The following is a 5,752-nucleotide window of genomic DNA, read 5'->3' on the forward strand; positions in this document are numbered from 1 at the left end:
GTGGAGAGTGGGTGGGGTGTTTTTATATAGGGTGATTTAGCGACTGTCTGGTCCGGGGGGGGGGCGCGGGGGGGGCGGGGGGCCCGGGGCCCCCCCCCCCCCCCCCCCCGCGCTTCGTGCTCACCGCATCAGCACCCCGGCCCCCTCGCCCGTCTCCTCCGAAGGCACCGCCACCAGCCCCAGCTCCGCGCCGGACGCCAGCAGCCGATGCGCCGGAAGAATCCGGACGGTATAGCCGTACGGCCCCGTCCGGTCCAGGGCGAGCGGGCCCTCGTACACCCACCGCCCCTCCGCGTCCGGGTTCCCGGTCGGCTTGAGCGGCACCGTCGACGCGTCCGCGATGCGGTCCTCGGCGTCCACCCGCCCCGAAACCGCCTGGACCTCCACATCGTCCGGGCCTAGTTCGCCCAGCCCGACCCGCACCCGGAGACTGAGCGTCGAGCCGAGTTCCGCGGTGGGTGTCGCCGCCGATGTCTCGACATGGTCGACCGTGACGCCGTGCCAGGCCGAGCGCACCCGCGCCTTCCAGCCCGCCAGCTCAAGCGCCGCGTCCGGTGTCATCGCGCGATGGGCGTGCGCGGCCGGGGTGTAGAGGCGTTCGACGTATTCCCGGACCATCCTGCCCGCCAGCACCTTCGGGCCCAGATGGGTCAGCGTCTGACGGACCATCTCGATCCAGCGGTCCGGCAGCCCGTCCTGGCCGCGCTCGTAGAAGCGCGGCGTGACACGCTGCTCCAGCAGGTCGTACAGCGCCGCCGCCTCTATGTCGTCGCGGTGGTCCGGCTCCGTACCGGTGCCGTCGGCCGTGGGGATCGCCCAGCCGAAGTCGGGCTGGAACCACTCGTCCCACCAGCCGTCCAGGACGGAGAGGTTGAGACAGCCGTTCAGCGCCGCCTTCATGCCCGACGTACCGCACGCCTCCAGCGGCCTGAGCGGGTTGTTCAGCCAGATGTCGCAGCCCGGATACAGCTTCTGCGCCATCGCCATGCCGTAGTCCGGCAGGAACACGATCCGATGCCGCACCCGCGGATCGTCCGCGAACCTCACCAGCTCCTGGACCAGCCGCTTGCCGCCGTCGTCCGCCGGATGCGCCTTGCCCGCCACCACGATCTGAAGGGGCCGCTCCGGGTGCAGCAGCAGGTCCATCAGCCGGTCGCGGTCCCTGAGCATCAGCGTCAGCCGCTTGTACGACGGAACGCGCCGCGCGAATCCGATCGTGAGGACGTCGGGGTCCAGCACACCGTCGATCCAGCCCAACTCGGCCGTGCCCGCGCCGCGTTGCCGCCAGGAGGTGCGCAGCCGGTCCCGCACCTCCGTCACCAGCTGCTCGCGCAGGTTCCGGCGCAGCTCCCAGATGTCCTGGTCGGGGATGTCCCCGACCGCGTCCCAGCGGTCCGAGCCGCCGACGGTCATCGCGTCCTCGGTGCGCTGGGCGCCGATCTGACGGGCGCCGAGCCGGAACACCTCGGGGGCGACCCAGGTCGGGGCGTGGACGCCGTTGGTGACCGAGGTGATGGGGACCTCGTCGGGGTCGAACCCCGGCCACAGTCCGGAGAACATCTCGCGGCTGACGTTGCCGTGCAGCAGCGAGACGCCGTTCGCCCGCTGCCCCAGGCGCAGGCCCATCACGGCCATGTTGAAGAGGTTCGGTTCGCCGCCGGGGTAGGTCTCCATGCCCAGCTGGAGGATGCGCTCGACGTCGATGCCCGGGAGTTCGGCGTCGGGGCCGAAGTGGTGGGCGACCAGCTCGCGGTCGAAGCGGTCGATGCCGGCCGCGACGGGGGTGTGGGTGGTGAAGACGGTCCCGGCGCGGACGGCCTCCAGCGCGGAGTCGAAGTCCATCCCCCCGGCGGCCAGTTCGGCGATGCGCTCCAGACCGAGGAAGCCGGCATGGCCCTCGTTGGTGTGGAAGACCTCGGGTTCCGGGTGGCCGGTCAAACGGCAGTACGTCCGTACGGCCCGCACACCTCCTATACCCAGCAGCATCTCCTGCAGCAGCCGGTGCTCGCTGCCGCCCCCGTAGAGCCGGTCGGTGACGCCGCGTTCGCCGAGGCCGTTCTCCTCGACGTCCGAGTCGAGCATCAGCAGCGGCACCCGGCCGACCTGCGCGAGCCAGACCCTCGCGTGCAGCGACCTGCCGCCGGGCAGGGCGAGGGAGATCCGGGTGGGGCTGCCGTCGGGTTCCTCCAGGAGCGCGAGCGGCAGCTCGTTGGGGTCCAGGACCGGGTAGTGCTCCTGCTGCCAGCCGTCCCGGGACAGGGACTGCCGGAAATAGCCGTGCCGGTACAGCAGCCCGACCCCGATCAGCGGTACGCCGAGGTCGCTGGCCGCCTTGAGATGGTCGCCGGCGAGGATGCCGAGGCCACCGGAGTACTGGGGCAGGGCGGCCGTGATGCCGAACTCGGGTGAGAAGTAGGCGACGGCGGCGGGGAGTTCGCCGGGCTGCTCCTGGTACCAGCGCCCGCCGCTGACGTAGTCGCCCAGGTCAGCGGCGGCCGCGGCCAGCCGGCGCAGGAACCGGCGGTCCTCGGCCAGCTCCGCGAGCCGCCCGGGCGACACACTGCCCAGCAGCCGTACGGGGTCCTGACCCGATGCCGCCCAGCACTCGGGGTCGACGGTCTGGAAGAGTTCGCGGGTCTCCGCGTGCCAGGACCAGCGCAGATTGCGCGCGAGGTCGCTCAGAGGCCGGAGGGGTTCGGGGAGGACAGGACGGACGGTGAATCGACGGATCGCCTTCACGGTTCCACCTCGGCGCTTCGCTGGATGACGCCGCACGACAGTGTGCGTCGCCGTGGCCCACGACGTTACCGGCGAAGGCGTCGCCCTCGCTGGGAGCTTCGCCCGCAGTCCCCGGTTCGGCTTGATCGTTCGTGTCCCCTGCCGCCGGACGGGTCTATTTCGCTCACCTTCGTCCGAAAGCAGCCGCAACCTTTACACATCCCCCATCGACGATATGGCCGATTCCGCCCCCGTAGGCGTCCTTGTGGCGACTTCTCACATGGAGAGAGGCTGACTCGTGGCGTACCGGTCCGCACCGGGTGCACCCGGTGTCGGAGGGCCGTCGTGCGCCGAGTTGAGGAGGGGAACTCACACCATGGCACGGACGCGCATACGGCGTCTGCGCTGGGCGGGGGGCCTGACCGCGGTGACCTGTGTCGCCGCCCTGTCGGCCAGCACCCTGCCCGCGCACGCCGCACCGGAGGGGCAGATACTCGGCGCCGGGGACCCCGGCACCATAAGCGGCAGTTACGTGGTGACACTCAAGGGAGGAACAAAAGCTCCGTCGGCGGCCGGAAAGGGCCTTGCCGACAAGTACGGGGCGAAAATAAGCCACACCTACGGCACGGTCCTCAACGGCTACGCCATCCGTGCCAACGAGAGACAGGCCAAGCGGCTCGCGGCGGACTCCCGCGTCGCCTCGGTCGTCCAGGACACCCGCGTGACCCTGGAGCACAACCAGCAGAACCCGCCGTCCTGGGGGCTCGACCGCATCGATCAGGCCAACCTTCCGCTGGACAAGAGCTACACCTGGCCCGAGTCCGCGGGCAGCGGCGTGACGGTCTACGTGATCGACACCGGCATCCGTATCTCGCACAAGGACTTCGGCGGCCGGGCGAGCTACGGCTGGGACTTCGTCGGCAACGACAAGAGCGCGGGCGACGGAAACGGCCACGGCACCCATGTCGCCGGCACCGTCGCGGGCAGCCGGTACGGCGTCGCCAAGAACGCCAAGGTCGTCTCCGTACGGGTCCTCGACAACGAAGGCGGCGGCACGACGGCCCAGGTCATCGCGGGCATCGACTGGGTGACCAAGCACGCGAGGAAGCCTGCGGTCGCCAACGTCAGCCTCGGCGGCTACCGCAACGCGCAGTTGGACGCCGCCGTGCGCAACTCCATCGCGTCCGGCGTCACCTACACGGTCGCGGCGGGCAACGACGGGCTGCCGGCGTCCCTGTACTCCCCCGCCGCGGTGCGGGAGGCCATCACCGTGGGCGCCACCGACAAGAAGGACGCGAGGGCCGGCTTCTCCAACTTCGGCCCGTCCCTGGACCTGTTCGCACCAGGGGTCGGAATCACGTCGGCGTCGTACGGGAGCGACACCGGCAAGGCGACCTTCTCGGGTACGTCGATGGCGTCGCCGCACGTCGCGGGCGTGGCCGCGCTCTATCTGGCCGAGCATCCCAAGGCCCTTCCCGCGCAGGTGTCCAAGGCGCTGGTGGCGCGGGCCGCGTCCGGCAAGGTCTCCGGGCGTGGGCTCGGCTCGCCGAACAAACTCCTGCAGGTACCGGGCTCATAGCGGCCACTTGTCGGCGAATTGCAGACACCGGCCCCGTTCCTGAGGAACGGGGCCGGTCTTGTGCGTAGACATACGCGTGAGTAGTTAACAAAGTGCCGGATTGCCCACCCGAATAGGGTGGGAAGGCTCCTCCGGTACACCCCACCCGTGCGCCCCCGGGCGCACCACCCGCAGGACCCACCTCCCCACAGCCATCCGCCCACCCACGTTGACGCGGACAGGAGCGGTCATGCCCGCCATGCGCCACCAGTCGTCCTCACCCCCGACGTCCCGTACCGACGCAACTCCGGTCCACCGCGACACAGCCGCCGATCCCGGACCGCCGGCTCCGGAGCGATCCTCCGCGAGCGGCACGGGCGGCGGTGTCGGGCGCATACCGGTGCTCGACGTCCGCCCGATCGTCCAGCACGGGCGCAGGCCCGCGAAGGCGGTGACCGGCGAGACCTTCGAGATCTCGGCGACGGTGTTCCGTGAGGGACATGACGCCGTCGCCGCCAATGCCGTACTCATCGACCCGGACGGCCGTCCCGGCCCCTGGACTCCGATGCGTGAACTCGCCCCCGGCACCGACCGCTGGGGCGCCGACGTCACCGCCGGAGAGCCCGGCCGGTGGACCTACCTGGTCGAGGCCTGGGGCGACCCGATCGCCACCTGGCGGCACCACGCCGAGATCAAGATCCCGGCCGGCATGGACACGGACCTGGTCCTGGAGGAGGGCGCGCGGCTCTACGAGCGTGCGGCCGCCGGAGTGCCGGAGGGCGAAGAAGGGCAACGGGCCGTGCTGGCGGCCGTCGAGGCCCTGCGGGACGAGAGCCGCCCGGCCGCCTGGCGACTGGCGGCGGCACTGACGCCCGAGGTGGACGCGGTGCTGGGGCGGTATCCGCTGCGTGACCTGGTCACCGCCTCCGACCCGCTGCCGCTGCTGGTGGAACGCGAACGCGCCCTGTACGGCTCCTGGTACGAGTTCTTCCCCCGCTCCGAGGGCACCGCCGAACACCCCCACGGCACCTTCGACACCGCCGCCCGCCGACTGCCCGACATCGCCGCCATGGGCTTCGACGTGGTCTACCTCCCGCCCATCCACCCGATCGGCACGACGTTCCGCAAGGGCCCCAACAACACCCTGTCCGCCGGCCCGGACGACGTCGGCGTGCCGTGGGCGATCGGCTCGCCCGAGGGCGGCCACGACGCGATCCACCCCGACCTGGGCACGATCGAGGACTTCGACCGGTTCGTGGCCCGGGCCGCGGAACTCGGCCTGGAGGTCGCGCTCGACTTCGCGCTGCAGTGCTCGCCCGACCACCCCTGGGTGCAGAAGCACCCGGAGTGGTTCCACCACCGTCCGGACGGCACCATCGCGTACGCGGAGAACCCGCCGAAGAAGTACCAGGACATCTACCCCCTCGCGTTCGACGCGGACATGGACGGTCTGACCGCCGAGACGCTGCGGGTGCT

At 71.1% G+C, this 5,752-nt stretch carries 3 protein-coding genes; 2 read left to right on the forward strand and 1 reads right to left on the reverse strand.

The features are described 5' to 3' along the window. Positions 1–120: 120 nt before the first annotated feature. Positions 121–2,739 carry a glycosyltransferase family 1 protein gene (locus ACFWYS_RS03780; RefSeq protein WP_384762793.1) on the reverse strand — a complete coding sequence of 873 codons (2,619 nt, stop codon included), beginning with the start codon at positions 2,737–2,739 and terminating at the stop codon, positions 121–123. Positions 2,740–3,094: 355 nt separating this feature from the next. On the opposite strand from ACFWYS_RS03780, the gene ACFWYS_RS03785 reads away from it, so the two are divergent. Beyond that, positions 3,095–4,297, forward strand: a complete 1,203-nt coding sequence (locus ACFWYS_RS03785; RefSeq protein ID WP_384762796.1) for a S8 family peptidase — start codon at positions 3,095–3,097, stop codon at positions 4,295–4,297. 229 nt (positions 4,298–4,526) lie between these two features. Further along, positions 4,527–5,752: maltotransferase domain-containing protein (locus tag ACFWYS_RS03790; protein WP_384762799.1), on the forward strand; the 1,226-nt coding region annotated here is incomplete at its 3' end.

It is taken from the genome of Streptomyces sp. NPDC059010, assembly GCF_042740355.1.
Lineage (GTDB): Bacteria > Actinomycetota > Actinomycetes > Streptomycetales > Streptomycetaceae > Streptomyces.

Bases quoted from the DNA above. Each gene is read 5' to 3' on its own strand.
- ACFWYS_RS03785 (WP_384762796.1), top strand. From the start codon at position 3,095: ATGGCACGGACGCGCATACGGCGTCTGCGCTGGGCGGGGGGCCTGACC.